The following is a 19605-nucleotide window of genomic DNA, read 5'->3' on the forward strand; positions in this document are numbered from 1 at the left end:
GAGAAGCGGCAATCCGCGTGTTCTGGTCGATCGGATCTCCCTCTGCGATATGACAACTCCGCCGCCCGTTGACTTACAACCCTCGCCGCCCGCTTGGCCGGCGCTGGTGATGTCGTTGGTCTTTCACGTCATTTTGTTGACGCTGGTCGGGTTGATTTGGACCTCCGCGGCCAGCGGAACCGGCGAAATCGAAGATCGGCCGGTCGGCATCGCGCTGGTCCACCGAATGCCCGATCGCGACATTTACGCCCCTCCGACGCCGACTCCCACGGACCCAGAATCGACCGAAACGTCGGAATCGGCCGCCGCCGCCAGCATTGCCGCGCCGCCGGCCGATTTATCGCCGCCGATCGATTTGGACGGCATCTTGAAGGCGATCCAGTCCACTCCATCGGCCGTTTCGGGTACCGGAATGGCCGGAGACACGAAATTCGACGGCGACGCATTCGGTCCGGGTCGCGGCGAATCCAAGGCCGGCGATCGTGGCCAAACGACGGCCATGGTCTTCGGCGTATCGGGCAGCGGTTCACGATTCGTCTATGTCTTCGACCGCAGTGACAGCATGAACGGGTTCAGCGGCAAGCCCTTGCGAGCGGCCAAGGCCGAATTGATCCGTTCACTACGATCACTCAGCGACAAACAGCGTTTCCAGTTGATTTTCTATAACGACAAGCCGACGCCGTTTCGGATGTCGGGCGTGCCGTTGCAAATGATGGCTGGCGACGAACCCAACGTCGTGTCGGCCGAGCGCTATATCAACTCGATCACCGCATTCGGCGGAACCGAGCACGAAACGGCGATCAAGATGGCGCTGAAATTATCGCCGGACGTGATCTTCTTTTTGACCGATGCGCGCATCCCGCGACTATCCGGCGCCGAACTACGAGCGATCCAGTCACGGGCCCAGCAAGCCGGCACGACGATCCATGCGATCGAATTCGGTCCCGATTCGATCGCACCGAGTGACAGTTTTCTTCGCGACTTGGCGGCCATGAATCAGGGCCAATACCAATATGTCAACATCCGAAACTTGCAAACATCGACTGCACCATGACGTTCGCTCGTTCGTTGATCGTCGTGTTCTTGGTCGCCATCACAGCGATCGCAAGCGGCCAATCCGTGGCCGATCGCATTTGGGTGCAACCGTTGCCACGCATTCGCACGCAAAGCAATTGGTACCCCCGCGCGATCGAAACGATCGATGGAAGGATCGTCGACTTCGATAACGAAAAAATGCGGATCGTGATTGAGGGTGACGAAGTGGAAACCCTGATCGCGGCGTCGCGAGTGATCTGGGTTCAGCCCGGGGAAGTATCGGCGGTGCAAAAGGCGGCGATCGAGAACTTTGATGCAAAACGATACGCCGAGGCACTGCAAGCGCTGCCGGGGTTGTTGAAAGAACGGCCGCCCGTTTGGCGACAACAGTGGTTGACGATGATGGCCGCAAACGCCTCGCGAGAGACACTGCGCGGCGACATCGCGATCGAACTGGTATCCCAGATCGATCGTCGCGGGCTGCCGCCGTTGGTCACGGCATGGTTTCCAATCGCTTGGCAGAACGGCAGCCAACCCGCCGCCATCGTCCAAGCGGCCCAAAAACGTTTGCAAGATGACTCGCCGGCGGTACGGTTGGTCGCGGCTAGTTGGTTGTTATCGTCGGCCGATCGAAGCGACGCTTCGTCGGTGCTGAACTTGCTGGCGGGGCAAACCGATCGCCCTGAAATCGCGTCGTTGGCAAGGTGTGTTCTATGGCGAACGGCAACACCGCCCGAAGTCGCTGCCTCGGTCGATAAGTGGCAACAAGAACTGAATCAATTGCCCATGGTTCTTCAGACCGGACCGATGACGGGGTTGGCCGACAAGTTCGAATCCGCCGGCCAAATCGAAGCCGCCAAAGTGTTGCGGCTGCAATTGGAATTGACGCCGATTCATCCGTCGCCGCTGGTGCCAAGTTCCAAGTGAACTTCCTCGGCGAATGTCGTTTCATCAAGTCGTTCGGAACGAACGTCATCGTTCACCAAAATTCGTTGAAAGAACAACATCAAAAGCGTACACAAATAACGTCGCCCCATTTCACGCATCCGCAAATTGGTGGATCCCCAAGTGCGGCCTTCCCAGCCGATCGGAATCTCGACGATGCGATAACCGGCGATCAACGCGCTTAACGACATTTCCAACGTGATGTTGAAGTGGCACGTTTTGTAGGGCCCACAGGTTCGGACGACATCGCGTCGGTATGCCTTGAACGCGTTGGTCAAGTCATTCATATTGGTCCAAAACATCCACTGGATCGCTTTGTTGACAATGCGATTGACCCACAGTTTTGTCGGTGGATAGTTTCGGACATTCGATCCGTCGATGAAGCGTGATCCAAAGACACAGTCGTATCCTTCGCGGATCTTTTCGAAGTACCGCAGCGCATCTTCGGGATGGTCCGAACGATCGGCCATGTAAACGATCATCACGTCGCCGCTCGCAAATTCCAACCCGGTCCTTACGGCCCGTCCGAATCCGCCCGGCGGATGACGGCGAATCAATCGCACCACGTCGGGATGACGTTGGATTCGTATCAGGACTTCCGCTTCGGTGTCGTCACTGCTGTTATCGTTGACGACGATGATCTCGGTGCGAATGCCGGCAGCCGAAACGATGCATTCGATCAAATCGTCCAGGCATGGTCCAATGTTCTTCTCTTCGTTGTAGGCCGGAATGACGATCGAAAGCTCAGGCACGTCACGCGTCTCATTCATCGGTGACACCCTTCTGCTTATAGATATCGACAAAGCACTTTTGGATCGGCTGGTCGCTGCCGATACGCTTTGACCTTATCGCGTTGTATTGTTCTGGCCAATTTGCGTCGTTGCCTTCCCACGCCAACAGAATCGCTTCGTAATCTAATTCTTGATCGCCCCAGTATTGTGCCCGTTCTTGGCAAAGTATCGTCGTTCGGCCGCTTAGATAGATGTCATAGACGTACGACAGATCCGCAAGAAAAAGTCCCTCTTCGGGCAGATCCGACAAAACGTCGGCGATGAAGGCACGTCCATGATAGGACGGATCGCCCCAGTGGGTCAGATACAAATAGGTCGACCGAATTCCGCACCCTGGAAACATCATTAGGCCCGAGACGGCGGCAACGATCGCCAACGCTAGCCTTCGTTTCATCGTCGATTGATTTCGCAGCAATCGATCGAGCGCGATGGCAAGTCCCGCTAGGATCCAAACGCATGGATAGACCCAGTACCCCTTCGTCGGATGGATCCCAGCGACCACCGCGGTCAGAAACACGCTTGACCAAAGCAACGCAACAAAACCAACGGCCTGATGCCGCGGCCAGTGGTAAAAACTGATCCAGGACGCGCCGACCAAGGCGATGCCGAAGAAAAGCAATTGCCAGGGTCCGACAAACTCCATCAACAACCCGGCGTGATGATCGATGGATGGCCAAGGCCAAATCAATCGGCTGGGCAGACCCGGCCCTGCACGATCGATGACGTTAGCAAAAAATTGACTGCGGAATTCCTCGGGGAATCGGATCACCAGCGGTACCCACAACGATATCGCTGCGGCACAAGAAATCCCAAACGTCGCAAGGCGTTTTACGATCGTGACGATTCCTGGCCCTGCTGCGACCATCGCCACGCCCGATTGCATCGCAAACACGATCGCAAAAGGGTGAAACAATCCGCCGAGTCCACACATCAACCCGCTGGCAACCAGCGTTCCGAATCTTGGGGCGTCGAAGTATCGCCAAAGCAAAATGATTGTGGACCAGCCACAGACTGCGCACAACAAATCGGGTCGCGTCACCGTCCCGGTGAACATAAGTGGTCGACACACCGCCATCAAAAGGGCCGCCAACAGCGCCGATCCCGTGCTAGCCCCAATGCGTTTGGCGAATCCAAAGGTGATGGCGATCGAGATCAACGCGCCGAAGAACAGAGGTAATCGCGAAGTCGAATAGCCAGGTGAGAACACGGCATGGAAGGGCGCTTGAAAGTAATGAAGCGCCGGGGGAAGTGTCATCAGACATCGGTCGGCGTTCTCAAAAAGTGTGTCCCGGTGCCGTGTAGGAACGTACGGTATTCGGGGCACGCCTTCGTTCCAAACGGTCCAACCCGGGACGGCGAACCATTGTTCATCCTGCATGCCGGGTGAATGGACAACCGTTGGCAATCGCAGAACTGCAAAAACCAAGATTGGGATCGCGATCCACCACCACGATGACTTGCTCCGATGCAAGCGATTGTCGTTGTCCATCAAAGGGAAAGCTCCAGCCAAGTTGGGTTGGCCTCGGCGTGTTGTGCGATTTCCTCAAAAATATCTTCGATCGCGTAGTCGGGTTTCCAAGACCAAGCGTCCTTCGCAAGCGAAGAATCCAGGACCACCCACGGCACGTCGAACGTTCGTGATTCGTCGCCTGCTATCACAGGGTGGAGTCCAAATCGATCGTCACACCACCGAGTCAATTCCCGTAACGATGCCGACGATTCGATACCGCCGCTGACGTGAACGATCCCCGGTTTTTTAGTGCCCGAAAAATGAATCTGGTCGTTGACCAATCTGGCAAGATCGCGAGGGTGCAGGCAGTCGCGAACCTGGTGACCCGATCCGCCAAAGCCGATGTACCGAATCGGTTTTTTGCGCAAATGAGAGTGAATCCAGAAGGCGAAGATGCCTTGATCCGCCCTGCCAAATTGTCCCGCCCCGCCGATGACGCCACACCGATTGATCCGAACGGGAAAGTCGTAGGTCAAACCGTACTCGATCGCCATCGTTTCCGATGCCAATTTCGTCGCGCCGTACAACGAGATCGGCGCGGTGGTCGAAAAAGACTCGTCGATACCCGCACCGGTCACGCCCGGTCCGTCGCCGTCAATCGCGAATCGGTCACTCACCACTTTCAACGGAATTCGGTTCAGTTCGTCGATCGAGTAAACGCGGCTGGTGCTCAACAGGACCAGGCCGGCGTTACGTTCACGACAAAATTCGATCAAGTTCAACGTGCCAACCAAATTGTGCTGGACCAACTGGGTCGCCGAAACGGTTCCGTCGACGCCCGCCAAAACGCTGGGCATCGCTGCTGCATCGATCACCCAATCGACGTCGCCTATGGCGGCTAAGTCGCTCGGTATTCGAATGTCGGCATGACGTATTCGTACCGATCGCCTGATTAGGTCGTCACGGTTGGTCTCGCTACCCCGGCGGATCAGATTATCAATCCCGTGGACCTCAATCGACTCGTTCGCTTCCAGCAAGTAGCGGGCGATCGAAGAACCGACAAAGCCACAGGCACCGGTGATCAGAACGTTCAAAGGAGGTGACCGTGCGCGCGAAAGAACCAAGAAAAGAAGCGACCCGCGCCATTGTAGTAACTCGCCGGGTGGTCGTTGATGGCCTAGATTTTTTGCATCGCCGTCGGGACATCGGGTTGGCCGTTCAGATCGCCGTAGTGCAGTTTTAACGCTAACCGACTGCAGCGTTCTTGGAACTGGGCCGGTGTATCACCGCGACCGGCTTGACAGAGGTCGTCAATCCAATGCGGCCAATCCCGCAGGATTCGCTCGGCCAATTTTCGGCGTCCTTCTTCGTCCAAGCGGCCCATGGAAACGACGCGGTCGATTCGTCCTGGGCGGGACCCGATGGCGCCGGGTTGTCCAATCGCCGGGTCGATTTTTTCCAGATGATTGGTCGTGATCATGACCATCAATCCGTCAGCGCGTTGAACACCGTCGAGGCAGTTCAGCAAACAATCAAACGTCAATCCGGGTCCATTTTGCACAGCGATGTTTTTGCGACCGTCGAACACAGCATCGATGTCCTCCATCAAAGCCATGCACGGAACCTCGGCTAACATTTGGTTCCAAGCTTTCAACAGTTCATCGTTCTTCAGCGTGGCCAAGTCATAGACGAAAACCGGCAAGTCCAAGTCCTCGGCCATCGCGCGGGCCAGCGCCGTCTTTCCGGTTCCCGGTTCGCCGTGAAGCAAATAGCCTCGCCGCCACGGCAGTCCACGTTCGTGATGCCAAGCTTCCGTTTCACGCCAACGGCCGGCTTCGCGGACCAAGTCCAAAGCAACTTCGTCCAGTGCCAATCCGTCGATCGCGGACACGTCCTCGCCCGGGTCACTGCCGAAATCCGAGAACGTCCAACCGAGTGGTCGGTGGCTCAGGCACGCGCGAATGTCGCTGCTGCTGGTGGGACTCTTGCCACCACTTTTGCCTTTCATCTGGATCGTCGCGGTGTTGCCGGCGGTGCCGTGAATGAAACGGATCGAGTGGCGTCGCCCGCCGGTCGATTCGTAATCGCGAACCTGGTCGTTGAAGAAGTTGGTCGCATCGCTGATCAACTTATCTGGATCGATCGTGCCACGCGGGAACGTGATCGAGATCGTTTGATAGTCGTAGTCGGCCGCCTGCAGGCCTTCTTCAAGATCGCCAAGCCCGTCTTTGCTCTTCGCGACCCAAATCGGTTGCCAGCCCTTCCAATACAGTCGTCCCGTCGGCGGCGCGATTTCCATTGACACCAATTGCACGCGGGACTTGGGTCGCACAAATAGCTTCCACCCCACATAGGCGCGAGGCCCGAAACGCGATGCCGTGAAGTGATGCTTCAGATAAAGGAGGATCGCATCGGCTTGATAGCCGCTGGTCGTGATCTTGACGACGACCCGCCCGGCTACCTGGCTGTAGAGACTCTTCACGTGTCCCCAACCGGTGGCCAAAATCGTGACGGCAGCGGCACCGCCCGCCAACATCCAACCGTTCAACGCTTCTTCCACGATAAGTCACTTTCAAGAGTCAACCAGAAACCAGATCCACATATCCCCGACACGCGGAAACGCCGTCTGGTTACCGCCTAGAATAGAATCAAGTTTCCGAATTCCAAAACACGGGTCCGTCTTCAATCCTATGCCGTCAATCTTCACCAAAATAATCGCCCGCCAGATCCCCGCCGACATTCTTCACGAAGATGAGTTGTGTTTGGCGTTCCGCGACATCAGCCCCAAAGCGCCGACTCACTTCCTGGTCATCCCCAAGAAAGAAATTGTTTCGCTCGCCGATTTGACAGATGAAGACCAGACGATCGTCGGCCGCTGTGTCGTCGTGGCGTCCCAGGTTGCCGCCGCCGAAGGTCTGGACGGCGGCTATCGGCTGATCTGTAACTGTGGCGACGATGGCGGCCAAGAAGTTCCCCATCTGCATTTTCACGTCATGGGCGGCCGAAAGATGACCTGGCCACCAGGATAGACCGTTTCAGTCGCGACCATTTCGGTCATTTACACACCCAATCGAGGGCGATCACGCCAGAAAAGTAGGGTGTCGCAGGTTCACTAGTGTACTCTTGTATTGTTTTGGGTCGGGCGATAGAATACGGATCACTTGAGTCATCGCACGGACCTACACAATGGAGTCAGGATATGCTGGTGCTGTCACGGAAGAAGGGCGAATCGATTGAGTTCCCATCGTTGGGCGTCGTCGTTCGGGTCCTCGATCTGAAGAAATCGCGGATCGAAATCGGTATCGACGCACCCCGCGACGTTGCCATTGTTCGCGGCGAGAACGTTGCCGTGACCGGCAAGCAACGGGCGAGCTTGGCGAGCCAACCGCTCGCTGAAATCGAAGCTCGCATCGCGGCCTTGGCAGAACTCGCCGATCCGAAACATCGCACCGTTGCACGGCAAGTTGCTGCGGACGCCATCAGCCGGCTTGGCGAGCTGCGAAAATCAAGTCCAGCGTCGCCGACACCACTGGCCGACTTTGTCGCCATCCGAACCGAAGTGCTCGACGAACTGCGCCGCCAACACGAAGCTCAAGACGCGATCACCTGCGTCCGACAAGCGTCGGTAGGTTACGCGGTCGGTTTCGACAACGCCGTGTCGGCTTAAAACCCGGCGAGTGCATCTTCCAGATCAGACTGCGGGGTTCGCATCCCGCATGCCTGCTTGAATTCGACGTATATCGCATGCGTAGAAGCCTACGCCATGTCAAAGCCAAACCTAAATCTTCTTGAATATGGATTATAGGTTCGTCTTACGGTTGCCACTTCTCGTTGAAAAATCCTGCGGATTTTACTTCGCCCGGTGTCTGAGACGTTGAGCCGCCGGTCACATCCACCAATGCCCAGTCCGGCAACTTGGGTGTTTGGCGGGCGTTGTTGAGGTAGTCATATTCGCGATACGTGAATCCGCTGTTGATGACGACATAGCGATCGGGATTGAGCGGATTCGGGAAAATCAGAATCGGTACATGACCGGCCCGAGGCACTTTGGATCCGCCAATACGGATCTCGTCATCGGTCCATTTGACCGGCAACTTATCGGCGATCCGAGCGATCAGCTCGTTGGATTCAACGTCGCCAAACAGGATCAAATTGTTCGACGCAATCTGTTCGTCCGTCAACTCGCGATCCAACGTCTGGCGAATGTCGCCTCGGAAGTGTTTTCGCCAATGGTCCATCGCATGCTTGGACTCGGACTCGACCCACTGCTGGACGACCTTGTCGCTGGATGCTTCGCCGGGCATCACAAACAGGAAACGATCCATCAACCCGTCGTCGATCGGCCCTTGTAAGCCCGGACGTTTCCGCAGTTCCAATTCATCGCGTTTGGATACCGTTTCCCAGTCTTTGGCGCCTTGAGTCAGTGCCACGCTCCATGACCGGTCCGAACGAATCGGTGGACCGATCACGGTGGTCCCATTGATCTCGATTTTGACCGGACCGGACGTAGCACCCGGCCATTGACCGGGGCCGAAATCAAGATGGAGGTCTGTGACGTTCTCGGTCGTGACGCGAATCCGTGAAGCGGAATCGACATCAGCTTCCACTCTGGCCGGTTTCCAGTGTTCTCCCAACCCTTGCACGTCGACCCAGTGCATTCGATGGTATCGAAGTGTCATTGTGGTGAAGTCGACTCGTCGCGGCGCGACCATTGGAGCGGACCTCGCCAGCGTCTCCATCGTCGATTCGATCGTCTTCTTGGAATCAGGATGGATCTTGTGTGCCGTATCGGGACCGATCACATGAACCATGTCGATGCCGACGCGGCGAAGTGCTGTGTCCATCACATCGGCAGCTTGTTTCTGTTTGTCGATTTCGCCGCTATACGCGATCGTGGGGCATTGCTTCAAGTTGCCGGCCCAAGGCGGGCAATCGTACAGTTTCCAAAGTTTTTGTTGGTAGTCCGGCGCGGTGGTTCGGGCGTCTTCGCCTTGAAAGAAGCTCAGGAATTCGGGTGTTTCCGAAAAACCGGCACCGGGGTTGGCGGCGAACCAACGGTCCGCGTGATGGGTCGCCATTTGCCAACACGCTGCGCCGCCCATCGAAAAACCTCGTACGCTGATTCGATCGGGGTCGACGGGAAGTCGCGATTGAACGTAATCGATCGATTCCAGCACATCGATTTCACCGGCGAACTTGAACGCGTTGCAGTAGCGTCCGTAAGGATGCAGTACAAACGAATCCACCGGAGTGTATTCTCCCGCATCGGATTGTTGTTTGGTTAGGAAGGCGACTTCGCTTAGCGTTTCGCCGCGGCCGTGAAACCAAACATCCATCCGTCGTGGACGCGGGTCGCACTTCCGCGTTCCCATCGGTACGACCACGCTATAGGGTTGGTAAGAGTCGTCCAGCTTCGATTGGTAGCCACCGACGATCAGCTTTTGGCTAGCACCGTCGCCGATTCCAACGACTGCTGCCCAGTCGCCGCCTTCGCGAATGATCGTCACGCGACGCTCGGCTTCGTCCAACAATTGACCGGCGGCTTCGATTTCCTTGGGCTTATAGAACTGTCCAAATTCGACGGCCAACTCGACCGCACGTGGAAACACAAGCACTTCGCAGGCGAGTGATTGTACAGCCGGGTTTTCGAGCTTCGGATCGATGCTAATAAACGACGTGCGAACGGATTCGCATCGTTTCAGCAGCACCTGCTCGATCGCCTTGTCCAATTCGATGCCGGGCGGCGGAATCGGGCGAACCAGACCGGCTTGGTTGTCGGCGGGGCCATCGGCCATGGAAATCGATTCGGTTCCCATGACCAAAGTGGCGAACAACAAAAGGAAGCGAATACGAACGTCGAATGGATTCTGCATGGTTCAAACAACCGAGGGAGCGGGATCAGATAGACTAGAGCGTTGTCACAGCAATGGTATTTGCAAACGACAAGGATTCGTTTCCAAAGCATGACGCCACAGCGATGGAAAATCTTGGTCAACGAACTTGATGTTAGCGGTCGCGGAATCCGTCGATACTTAAATAGGAAGGTCCGTCATGTCGTCGATTCTACTAGCCGAGGATAGTTCAACGCACGCAGCGTTGATGCGATCCATTTTGGAGTCTGCTGGGTATCACGTCGAGTGCGTCGAAAATGGCCGGCTGGCGCTTGAGACACTTGGCCAGCGACAACCCGATTTGGTGGTGACGGACCTGAGAATGCCGGAGCTGAACGGGATGGAATTGGTCCGCGCGATCGCCGAGAAATACTCGCACCTTCCCACAGTGGTGGTCACCGCCAGAGGCAGCGAATCATTAGCCGTCGACGCCCTGGCGACGGGGGCCGCCAATTTTGTCCCCAAAAACTCGCTTCACAAACTGTTAAACCGCGTGGTCGGGCAAACCATTCGGATGGCCCACGCCGACCGAGTCTTCGGCGAGGGGTACCCGCCCTTGAAGCGACCCGAATTTACTTTGACGGTCGCAAACGACATCGCGGCAATCGAACCGGTCGTGTTGTTTGTGGTCCAGACGTTGGCCGCGACGGGGCACATGAACCCGACCCACCGGATTCGAATCGGGACGGCCGTTTACAGCGCGATGCTGAACGCGATCTGCTTCGGCAATTTGGAAATCCAAGACAGCGAAACGCTGCTCAGTCGATTGTTGGCAGGCGATGAAACGGGTGTTCAGGAAATGGCCGAGAGAGCGGCGAAGCCCGAGTACGCCCGCCGAACGGTTGAACTAAGGTTCTCGGTTGGCGAGCATGACACGCGAATTCAAGTTTCCCAAACGGGACGCGGGCGAGTGACCCGAATGACGCCAGCACCGGGAACCCCGGAGTCCTTCGAATTGGAACAGTGTCGCGGTTTGATGTTGTTGACCAGCCTTATGGATGACGTCATCTTTCGAGCTGGTAACAGCGAAGTGGTGATGGTGAAGAATCATGATTGATGTTCACCAGGGGAACCACGTTGCCCGTGTCTCGCCACGATAGCGCGGTCAAATTTAGCAGTAGGACAGAATGAATGTGCGGAATCACTGGGGCGGTATGGCGTGAAGATCGCGCTGCGGTCACGCCGGATCTTCTGAGGAAGATGACCGACGTGATCGCGCACCGGGGACCCGACGATTCCCAAATGTGGATCAACCCCGATCACTGTGATGCATACGGCAATCGAGTCGGCGTCGGTTTAGGATTTCGCCGTCTCAGCATCATCGACATCGCCGGCGCGAGACAACCGCTTTCTAACGAAGACGGTTCGGTGCGATTGGTCTTCAATGGCGAGATCTACAATTTCCAAACCCTGCGCCGACGTTTGGAAGGGACCGGGCATTCTTTCGCGACTCACGGCGACGGCGAATCAATCGTCCACCTGTACGAAGATCTGGGTACCGATTGTTTCTCGCAATTGAACGGTATGTTCGCGATCGCGATTTGGGACGCGGCCCGCAATCGGTTGGTGTTGGCACGCGACCGGATCGGACAAAAGCCACTCTACTATGCAGTCAAAGACGATCGACTCGTCTTTGGGAGCGAGCTGAAATGCTTGGCAACCGTACCCGGCGTCTGCAACGAGATCGATCCAGCCGCCGTCGATGAATTCCTTACCTACCAATACATTCCGCATCCCGGAACGATATGGAAAGGCGTCCGCAAACTGGAACCCGGTCACTACGCGGTTTATGAAAACGGTGAATTGTCGGTTCACCGATACTGGAACTTTGACCCGTCGGTCGAACGTCCCATCGGTGCGCGAGAGGCTCAGGAGCGATTGCGTGAGTTGTTGACCGACTCGGTAAAGCTGCGGTTGCAGTCGGACGTGCCATTGGGGTCGTTTCTTTCTGGCGGCATCGATTCGTCGTTGATCACGGCGATAGCCCAGTCGCAGTCATCCGACCCGGTCAACACGTTTAGCATCGGTTTCCCGATCGCCGACTTCGACGAAACCAAGTATGCCGCCCAGGTCGCCGAGTACTTGGGAACCAAGCACACGCGTTTCGAAGTCACACCCAGCGGCGTCGACATCATCGACAAGTTGGTTTGGCATTTCGACGAACCGTTCGGCGATTCATCGGCCGTTCCGACGTGGTACCTTTCCGAGCTGACCAAACGCGAAGTCACTGTCGCGCTATCGGGTGACGGTGGAGATGAACTTTTTGCCGGTTACGAACGCTATCAGGCGTTGTGGCTTAGCAACAAGTTGCAACGAATGTTTCCAATCCAAAAGATTCCCGGCATCGGACTGATACAGCGTTTGCCTGATTCTAACAAGCGGCGTTCGGTCATTCGTCGTGGTAAACGATTCTTGGAAGCGCTCGGCCAACCGACGGCGCGACGGTATCTGAATTGGTTGCAGATCTTTCCGGAATCGCTTCGTGCGTCGATGTACACCGATGATTTCGTATCGTCGCTACCCGATTCGGATCCGTTCGCGTTCCTGGATTCGGTGTGGGCCCGAAGCAAGGGCCGCGACGTCGTAACGCGAGCAAGTACGTCGGACATTCTGTCCTACTTGCCATGCGACCTCTGCACCAAGGTCGACATCGCATCGATGGGTCATGGCTTGGAAGTCCGCCAACCGCTACTGGATTACCGCGTCGTCGAGTTCGCGGCGTCGCTTCCGGTCGGGATGAAGTTCCGCGGGCGGCGAGGCAAGTTGATTCTTCAAGACACCTTCGGTTCGATGATCCCCTCGTCGATCTTCACACGAAAGAAGATGGGTTTCGGCATCCCGATTGGTGCGTGGTTCCGCGACGAGCTCAAACCGATGGTGCACGACACGTTGTTAGCCGACGACGCCAAGATTGCACCGATCTTTCGCAAAGAAGCCGTCGCGGAAATGGTTCGATCCCACGAAACGAGCGAACAAAATCACGGCTACCGACTATGGAATTTGTTGATCTTGGAAAAGTGGCTGAGGCAATGGACATAGCCCGCCACCCGTTTCTCAAGCACCCTTTGTTGCCCCGCGACTCCGCCGCGGGGATCTGTGATCGAAACCGCTTTGCAGTTCGCATCCCGCGAGCGGAGTCGCGGGTCCGCGAGGGTGGCTTCTATCGTGTCGGCGGCGCGACGTCGTGTAGGGTTGCTCCCTGTTCGTCGCTTAGCACCAAGACCGCGAACCGTGTCGCGCCCTTTGCGTCGTCCGCACTCAGACTGACGTAGTCAAAACGTCCGCGGGCATCGGTGTATCCGTCCTTGTAAAAGCGCACGCCGCCGTCGGGGTACTTCGCGTAGACCTTGACGTAGGCTTGGATGATCGGTCGGCGGGTTTCTGAGTTCGTTGTTTGCAATTGACCCATCGCTTCGGAAACGTACGTTGTTAAGTTTCCACCGTATGAAAGAGCCGTCGATCGCGAAGCTCCCGAGACGACTTCGACCAACAGCGTTTGCCGGCGTTGATCGTCGGTCAGATCAAACGTGGCTACGCCGTTCGAATCGTCGAAGGCAAGTGATTCACTTGCCAGCGGACGTACCATCGCCATCCGGGCCAAGTCTTCGCGAACAAAGGGAGCCTTGCTGAACAGCAATTCCAAATCGACGCCATACAGATTCAGCGTCGCCGAATCGGTGCGACGATGGTCGATGCGCAGTTTGTTTCCTTCGACGCGAACGATGACTTCGGGTGACTCGTTCGCCGCATTGGATTGTCGCGTTTGTTGGTCGATGATCGCCAAATCACCGGTTCCTTGTCCGATGTCATTGGCGTCCGGTTTGGGATCACCCTTCGAAACAATTTTTTGCGTCTCGTTCAAGTCGCGATATTGGTCAAGATGCGATTGCAGTTCCGTGAACCGAGCATTCCAGCGTGGCATCGGGTGATTGGCGTTTGCGCTGGCGATCTTTGCAGCGCGATCGTGATCGCCGCGGTGCAATGCCAAGTAGGCATCCATGTAGTCGTACTGCAATTTCGTCGCCACATCCCCGCGATCGACCTTTTCGAACGCGGCGATAGACTCGGCAATTCGATTTTGAATCAACAAGTAGTATGCCAGTGTCAGATGTTGTTTCGGAGCGATCTCGCGGCTGTAAGCAAGGGTGCGAAGGAATCCGCGGTACTGCTGCATCAACGTCGAATTCAAGATTTCGTCGATGTCGCCCAACCGGTGAATACGGGCGAGAACCAGCGGCGAATACTCAAGCATCTCATGCGTTTGACGATCGATCGGGTCAACCGATAACAACGAAGACTCCAAGACCGGACCGACACTGCCAACCAAGTCATCGCGAACCGAAAGAAAGTTGCGAATCGCGGGTTCGTCGCGATGCTTGAACGAGTACGCCCACATATTGCTGATGGCTAGCTTATTGGTATCCAGTGCTCCGACAACCACTTGGTAAATGTCTTGATCGTTCATTCGGTGAACGATCAAGTCCCAGTCCAACAAACGAACATTGGCCGTTTTCAAGAACGACGCAACTCGGTCGGGCGTTCCTGTGCGAGCGATTGTCGGCCAAGTTTCGTCGTTGTCTTCTTTGGGTTCGTCCAGCACGGTGATTGTTTCCGCGTCGGCTTGCGCGAGCAAAGTTTCACCGCTGGCGACCGTGCTGGGATAGTGATCGAAACGGCCTGACGTGGGAAAATAGAACTCATACGTGATCGCGTCGACCGCAAAGGGTTTGATCGCGACAATGCGACTATCTAGCGAGCGCGTTCCGGCGACGGGAATGCTGCCGGCCGGAATTTGCCACATCACATTGACCGTTCGTTCCTGTGACGTCGGGTTCGACAAGACAGCTTGGCCCCGGTAAACCACGCCCGCAACGAACTCATGGACGTCGCTTGCATCGGAATCGTCCGCCCGCACGAACCGTCCGCCAATCATGGTCGTGGTGGGTGTTTCGGCGACCGACAGCGGCACCAGACGCTTGGTGACAACAGCGACAGAGTGCGCGGGTTGGTAAGGGTCGCCCGGCTTGCTTGGCAAGTCGATATCACCGGCCGTGATCGGCAGACCACACAACGCCAAGGCCATCAAAGCCGAGTGGCGAGAATCGATCGGCCGCAGTAGGTGAGTGGAGAGAGCGATCTCGTCAGACGATCTGGTCGAGAGGTCAGCCCAAAAAAGGTTGGCATCGATCAGCAACGACGACGATGGGGCGGGCACTGATTGGACACGATCCCAATGGCTCTCGGCCCATTGGCGTGTCGTGTCGAGTTCCCGGAAAAAGCCAGTGGTCGATCGTCCCAAACGTCGGCGACTGAGGCTTTCCCACTCCTTCAGATCAGGAAGGGTTGCGGCGCCATTTGACATGGCTTTGCCCGCCGCAATTCGTGGCTTTTCAACCCTCGATCCACCGCCGAAAAAAAGCATGTTGCCTGTGACGCTCGCATCGCCAAACGGTTCTCCCATCTCCATCAACGTGCCGTCGGAATCATCGTCGCGGCCAAAGCGAACGCTCAGTGCACTTTCAAAGCCCAGCCGAATGGCGGCATGATCGACGTCACGGTTCGCCACGACTTCGCGCAACTGCCGCTGAACCGTTTCACGAACATCGGGAACTCGCATCGCCAACATTGCTTGCTCGGCCGCGTTGAGTCGGTTGTACCGCCAAAGGGAAGTGAAGGAGGACAAGTCGTCGCCGAGAAGCCAATGATCGACGAATTGTTTTTCTTTTTTGTTCGCCAAGTACGGCGTCACGACTTCATCGAAAAACGCCCGATCGTGTGCCCACAAGAAGACGTGAAGTTCATGACTTGCCAATCGTGAGTACGCTTCGGTCTTCGCCATCTTGTCGAGTCCGTCCCAACGGGCGAGGACATCAAAATCGTCTAGTCGCGAATCGTTGACGAGCGTTTTGTAAAGTTTGAATAGCGAAGTCACGGATCCAATCGTTTGCACCTGAGCACTGCCGAGGATCTGCAAGTCCAAGGGCGAATCAGGCGATGCCACCAGCACCGATTGCTCCATCGAATACGCCGTCTTCAAGTCCAGTGTTTTCGCCAATCGAAGGTCGCGAGTTTCGCAGTCGACCAGGGGTCCCGCCACCGTTTGCGAGATCACCGTCGTGGGATCACAGACGACGATCTGCAGAATCGGCATGCCGTCGATCACATCCGCCGGAATGTTGACGACTCCGTTTTCGTCCGGTCGCAAGTTGGCAACGATGACCCCCGGATCGGCCACGAAATCGAAATCGGAAGCCACTGCATCCGGGGCTTGTTTCGATTCGCGTCGTTGTCGCTCGAGTTGCTGACGCAGTGGGACTGCGGCCGTCGGTGGGACCGCTTGACCAACGTCCGCGGACTGGGATTGGTTCGTCGTTTCTTCGGTTTCCCAGGGGTTCAGGATCAACCCGGGTTGAGGAAGCATCACGCCTGGAAACTTGCTCGCATATCGACGGCGCAGAACGTACTGGTACTCGTCGCCGAGTCGTAGATCGCTGACGTATCCCGAAACGTCGCGGCGGACACTGCGCCCGGTCATCCCCGGCATCGGCAGATCCAACGCCGCGGCGGGATCTGCCTGTTCAAAATAGCGTCGGGCGTACAGGTGGACTCGCGCCAGTTCCGTTTGTCCAGACAACTTTATGGTCAATCCGTCGGCGTTGCGATCAACGTTGGCGATCGAGATCGGACGCTCGGTATTGAGCGTTCGATGCCGGTTTTCGCCGACGGCTACTTCGTCGATGACCGGTCCATCGACCACGGCGATGACGATGGAGTCGCCCGTTTGTCGATCGATCAAGCGAAAGTCGCCGGCCGGTAAATCGGTGATCGTCAAGAAACCATTTCGGATCGAAACGTGCTGTGTCTCGTCCGAGCGAACTTGCCCACCGTCCATGGCGACTAGCCGAAATCGGGACGATGCTCGATCGACGGGTTCGAACCACGGCAACTCGATCGCGCGACCGATCGTGGTGAAGACTTCCGCCGCCCAAAACGTTCGATAGTCACCGAGTCGTTGAGTGTGCGAGATCCCGCCGCTGACCGCAAAGGTGATCGTCTCGACATTAGCCAAGTCACCCAATCGGACTCGTCCGGCCGCACCAGCCTGCAGCATTTGTTCGACGGGCGAGTTACGAAATCGTGTGCTCATCGAGACCGAAACGATTGCACCCGGAACGATTTCTCCGTTGCGACCGCGGACTTCGATGACATAGGTATCACGGTCACGCGTCAGGTATGCGTCGTGAACATTGCGTGTCTTGCGAACACCCGCGATGTTCCACGATTGAGATGTCGACAGCGGGCGAACTTGTGCATCGGTCAGCGGTTTGACGGACCCGGTTAGTGTGACCGTCACATCCGCCAGTCTCTCCGGCACACGGTAAGGAACAACCATTTCGCCTTGCTGGGTCCACTCGATTCTGGCAGTCTCTTGCGTCGACGTGACACCATCAAGATCCGTCGACGCGATTGAGACTCGTCCGTCTTGAATGATCGAAGGATCGATCGGGACGCCCGTCATCGACAAGCGGGGACGGATAAGCACTTGAGTCTGTCCGCCGGAAAGCAATAAGGAACGGTCCAGAACCATTGCGGCCGAAAGTTCGTACGTTTCCGCGGGATGTGGCAAATCGATCGATTCCGCCAATACGCCGTCGCTGATGATCGCTTTGCGTCGAGTATCCTTTGACGCAAGCGGAATCAGAATCCGGCTATCGGTTTCATCCGCGGTGAAGTGTCGCGACCCGATGCTGACGGATGCACCAGAGAGTGGTTCACGATTTTCGTCGATGACGGTCATGGCCAGTCCATCTGCGACCGTGGTGACAACATGGTCGATCGATCCACGGCGAACCATAGCGCGACCACGGATTCCCTTGCCGATCAAGTCGACGACCCAGACACCTCGTCCAGCGATCTGCGGCAACTCGATGTCTTCGCGGTGTCGGCGGATCGCCGGGTGGTTGAACGCCAACTTTGTTTCATGCGTCGCAACCAACCCGTCCAGATCGATGTCCGTATCCAGTGGTTTGTCGTGGCTTCGATGGTAGGCGGGGACGTTGATCTGATAGATCCGAACGACCAATTCGTCGACGTTCTTAAGTTCGACCGCCAATCGAGTTGATTTTTTGGGCGAGAAAAACAACGGGTTCGTCGGCGACAAACGCAACTCCACCGAGTCGCGCAGCGTTTGTCGATTGATCTCGCTCAGCATCGGATACCAGCGTGCTTCGTCGCCAACGCCGGCAAGCAACTTGGTTTCTGCGAAAACGCGGCTCAGATATTTCCGTTTTAAGTATGCATCAAATGCTTGCGTTGAATCTGCGTCGCGCAAGAAGTGCTCGAGGTGAGCTCGCACGACGGCTTCGTCGTTGCCGATCGGCGGCAACAAGGCCATTCCCATGAAGTCACGATTCAGATCGGCCGGTTGGATCTGCTGTTCGTTCCATCGTGGCAAAACGACATCGCTAAATCGCGGTAGCGCCAGGTATCGCAAAAACAAATCACGGTCGAACTTCGATTGTGACAAATTAGCTTCCAGCAACCGAAATGCCGCCGACGCTTTCAAGCTGTTGTAGCTGGGTGGAAGTGATTGGGCGTAATTTTCCACGCGCGTAAGGTAAGCGAGCCGTTCGTCCGGTTGGACCGACAGATCCACCTCGGCCCCGGGACGTAGCCGCGCCAGGATTGCCGTTACCATCGGTTCGTCATTCCCCACTTCGGCAACGTTCTTGGCGACGGCTTTCAGTTCATCAAGTGTTAGAACACGATGAGCGTGCAGATTGCCAAACTTTCGATCGTTGGGCCGCCGACTTTTCAGTTCCTTGATCACGAGTTGACCAAGATTCTCGATCGTCGGTTGTTGGATTCGATCAAGCAGTCGATCCAGTGTGATGGCGTAGCCTGCGGCTTCATCGCGTACAAAGCGATCAGCCAAGAAATTGATTGCCGAAGGTTTCAGTGCGTCGCTACGAGTGATCGCGTCTCGGATGATTTGCCGGACGTCCAACACGGTTTCGTCTAGCTCGCTCGGGTACCGCCGCTCGTGGCGCGTGGCTGGCGGGGCGTGATTAAGCTGGATCCCGAGGCGGCGTACCAAGTGATCGATCGTTCGTTGAGGCGACTGGTCATAGGTCAGTAAACGCTGGCGATCGATCATCGCTTTGACCGTGGCGCTGGGTTGGCCTAGGTGAGGCGGCGCCCACTCGGCCAGGATCGCTTCGGCTTTTTCAAACTGTGCCGTCGTTTGATAGTGCAGGCAGTGAAAAAAGTAATAGTCGTCGGTCCCGGGAATCAGTTCATCGAGCGCCGATTGACGATCCTCGGCCAAGGCATAACGTTCGATCCATCCGATCGGTTCGGCATGTCCGAGCGGGCTGAAAAGAAGCGAGCCAACGATGCAGGACCAGAAAAACGCAACGACGGACTGATGCACTCGCGCCATAGCAACCACCAAATTTCAGAGAAGCGAATCGAGAAGAGGCTCGAAGAATCG

The 19605-nt window shown here is 56.5% G+C and carries 12 protein-coding genes; 6 read left to right on the forward strand and 6 right to left on the reverse strand.

Annotated features, from left to right (window positions below; all coding sequences use genetic code 11):
- The first annotated feature begins 49 nt into the window (after positions 1-49).
- Complete coding sequence (locus Poly51_RS13625; RefSeq protein WP_146458315.1) at positions 50-1054, forward strand: hypothetical protein; 1005 nt, start codon at positions 50-52, stop codon at positions 1052-1054.
- Entirely contained in the window at positions 1051-1962 is a 912-nt protein-coding gene (locus tag Poly51_RS13630; protein WP_146458316.1) for a hypothetical protein, read from the forward strand. Before Poly51_RS13625 ends, Poly51_RS13630 begins: the two co-directional genes overlap by 4 nt.
- Here Poly51_RS13630 and Poly51_RS13635 read toward each other — a convergent pair.
- From Poly51_RS13635 to Poly51_RS13650, 4 genes are all read right to left on the reverse strand, one after another.
- Positions 1929-2750, reverse strand: coding sequence for a glycosyltransferase family 2 protein (locus Poly51_RS13635; protein ID WP_146458317.1), 822 nt, complete (start codon positions 2748-2750; stop codon positions 1929-1931). The two genes, Poly51_RS13630 and Poly51_RS13635, sit on opposite strands and share 34 nt — an antisense overlap.
- Entirely contained in the window at positions 2743-4260 is a 1518-nt protein-coding gene (locus Poly51_RS13640) for an ArnT family glycosyltransferase (RefSeq protein ID WP_146458318.1), read from the reverse strand. Before Poly51_RS13640 ends, Poly51_RS13635 begins: the two co-directional genes overlap by 8 nt.
- Positions 4260-5315 (reverse strand): NAD-dependent epimerase/dehydratase family protein, encoded by a 1056-nt coding sequence (locus Poly51_RS13645; RefSeq protein WP_146458319.1) that lies wholly within the window; start codon positions 5313-5315, stop codon positions 4260-4262. Before Poly51_RS13645 ends, Poly51_RS13640 begins: the two co-directional genes overlap by 1 nt.
- An 83-nt stretch (positions 5316-5398) precedes the next feature.
- The gene (locus tag Poly51_RS13650; protein ID WP_146458320.1) at positions 5399-6781 is read right to left on the reverse strand and encodes an AAA family ATPase; all 1383 of its coding nucleotides are present in this window, start codon (positions 6779-6781) and stop codon (positions 5399-5401) included.
- 130 nt (positions 6782-6911) lie between these two features.
- Between Poly51_RS13650 and Poly51_RS13655 the strand changes: the two genes are divergently transcribed.
- A complete protein-coding gene (locus Poly51_RS13655; RefSeq protein ID WP_146458321.1) occupies positions 6912-7250 on the forward strand; it encodes a histidine triad nucleotide-binding protein in 339 nt (112 codons plus the stop codon).
- A gap of 170 nt (positions 7251-7420) precedes the next feature.
- The gene (locus Poly51_RS13660; RefSeq protein WP_146458322.1) at positions 7421-7888 is read left to right on the forward strand and encodes a carbon storage regulator; all 468 of its coding nucleotides are present in this window, start codon (positions 7421-7423) and stop codon (positions 7886-7888) included.
- A 145-nt stretch (positions 7889-8033) separates the two neighbouring features.
- Here the strand turns inward: Poly51_RS13660 and Poly51_RS13665 are convergent, their stop codons facing one another.
- Entirely contained in the window at positions 8034-10094 is a 2061-nt protein-coding gene (locus Poly51_RS13665; RefSeq protein ID WP_146458323.1) for a prolyl oligopeptidase family serine peptidase, read from the reverse strand.
- A 178-nt stretch (positions 10095-10272) separates the two neighbouring features.
- Between Poly51_RS13665 and Poly51_RS13670 the strand changes: the two genes are divergently transcribed.
- Together Poly51_RS13670 and asnB are read left to right on the forward strand one after the other, a co-directional pair.
- Positions 10273-11169 carry an ATP-binding response regulator gene (locus Poly51_RS13670; protein ID WP_146458324.1) on the forward strand — a complete coding sequence of 299 codons (897 nt, stop codon included), beginning with the start codon at positions 10273-10275 and terminating at the stop codon, positions 11167-11169.
- A gap of 74 nt (positions 11170-11243) precedes the next feature.
- Positions 11244-13151, forward strand: a complete 1908-nt coding sequence (gene asnB / locus Poly51_RS13675; protein WP_146458325.1) for an asparagine synthase (glutamine-hydrolyzing) — start codon at positions 11244-11246, stop codon at positions 13149-13151.
- 121 nt (positions 13152-13272) lie between these two features.
- Here asnB and Poly51_RS13680 read toward each other — a convergent pair whose 3' ends face one another.
- Positions 13273-19554 (reverse strand): hypothetical protein, encoded by a 6282-nt coding sequence (locus tag Poly51_RS13680; RefSeq protein ID WP_146458326.1) that lies wholly within the window; start codon positions 19552-19554, stop codon positions 13273-13275.
- Positions 19555-19605 lie beyond the last annotated feature (51 nt).

This window comes from Rubripirellula tenax, from assembly GCF_007860125.1.
GTDB lineage: Bacteria > Planctomycetota > Planctomycetia > Pirellulales > Pirellulaceae > Rubripirellula > Rubripirellula tenax.